This is a genomic window from Nitrospirota bacterium (assembly GCA_016219645.1).
GTDB lineage: Bacteria > Nitrospirota > Nitrospiria > Nitrospirales > Nitrospiraceae > Palsa-1315.
Window position 1 is genome coordinate 1 of sequence record JACRLR010000063.1, and the last position, 1,176, is coordinate 1,176.

2 protein-coding genes are annotated in these 1,176 nt (G+C 58.1%); both read right to left on the minus strand.

Translation table 11 applies throughout. The annotated features are described in order from the left end of the window. Positions 1-149 (minus strand): hypothetical protein (locus HZB34_16870; GenBank protein ID MBI5317636.1); only part of this gene is annotated, 149 nt, incomplete at its 3' end. Positions 150-176: 27 nt separating this feature from the next. Further along, on the minus strand, positions 177-1,070 hold the full coding sequence (gnd, locus tag HZB34_16875; protein ID MBI5317637.1) for a decarboxylating 6-phosphogluconate dehydrogenase: 894 nt from the start codon (positions 1,068-1,070) through the stop codon (positions 177-179). Positions 1,071-1,176: the final 106 nt, after the last annotated feature.

Here is a 1,176-nt window from a genome sequence, read left to right on the forward strand (position 1 = left end):
TCGAGGAGGAGATTGTAGACTGCCGGGATCAATCGCCGACGAGCCAAGTCGCCTGAACCTCCGAAAATGACCAGGGTGCAAGGCTCGACCGGCGGCAGTGGTTCCTGCGTGGGGTGCATATCGATTCGTTGACTATTCGCGTGAGTCATCAGGATCTCCTCAATGAGGCCAGACCATTACCGTCGGACCGAGTGGCCACCAAATGCGTTTCGCAAGGCCGCCAGCATCTTTTCAGCAAACGATTCGTCCTGCCGCGAGCGAAACCGCGTAAAGAGCGCTGTCGTGAGGGTGGGTACCGGCACATCCTTCTCGATGGCATCGGCGATCATCCAGCGGCCTTCGCCGGAATCTTGCACGTACCCCTTGAGTTTTTCCAGCTTTTGATCGTCCTTGAGCGCGCCCGCGGCCAGTTCCAGCAACCAGGACCGGACGACACTTCCGTGCATCCAGAGATCGGCCACTCGCGCCAAGTCCAGCTTGTATTCGCTCTTCGACATCAGCTCAAATCCTTCGGCATAGCCTTGCATCATGCTGTACTCGATGCCGTTGTGCACCATCTTCACATAGTGCCCGGCACCGGCCGCGCCGACATGGGCCCAGCCGTTTTCAGGTGCCAAGGTCTTGAACACCGGCTCAAGCCGTTTGACGGCTGCGTCTTCTCCGCCGACCATGAGACAATAGCCGACTTTCAGTCCCCAGATCCCTCCACTGGTTCCCGCATCAACATAGTGAATGCCTTTTTTCTTGAGCTCGGCAGCCCGCCGGACATCGTCATGAAACCTGGTATTTCCACCGTCCACGATGGTGTCACCTGGTTGCAACAATGCAGCAACGGCCTGGATGGTTTCTTCGGTGGGGGCGCCGGATGGAACCATGATCCAGACGGCACGTGGAGCGCTGAGCTTACCGATCAGATCGGTCAGGGACGAAGAACCGATGCAACCCTGGACCTCGGCCTGTTTGATCAAGTCGCTCGAGCGGTCGTAGGCTACGACGCGGTGTTGGTCGCGCCGAAGGCGCGTCACCATGTTCATCCCCATCTTACCGAGTCCGATAAATCCCAGTTCCATAAGAGTGCTCCTTGGTTTGTCGCCGGTCACAGCCAATGCGGCGTCCGTCGATCGATTTACAGGCAGGTACGATTCCTCTCACGTTGTGCGCGAAACGCGTTCCCAA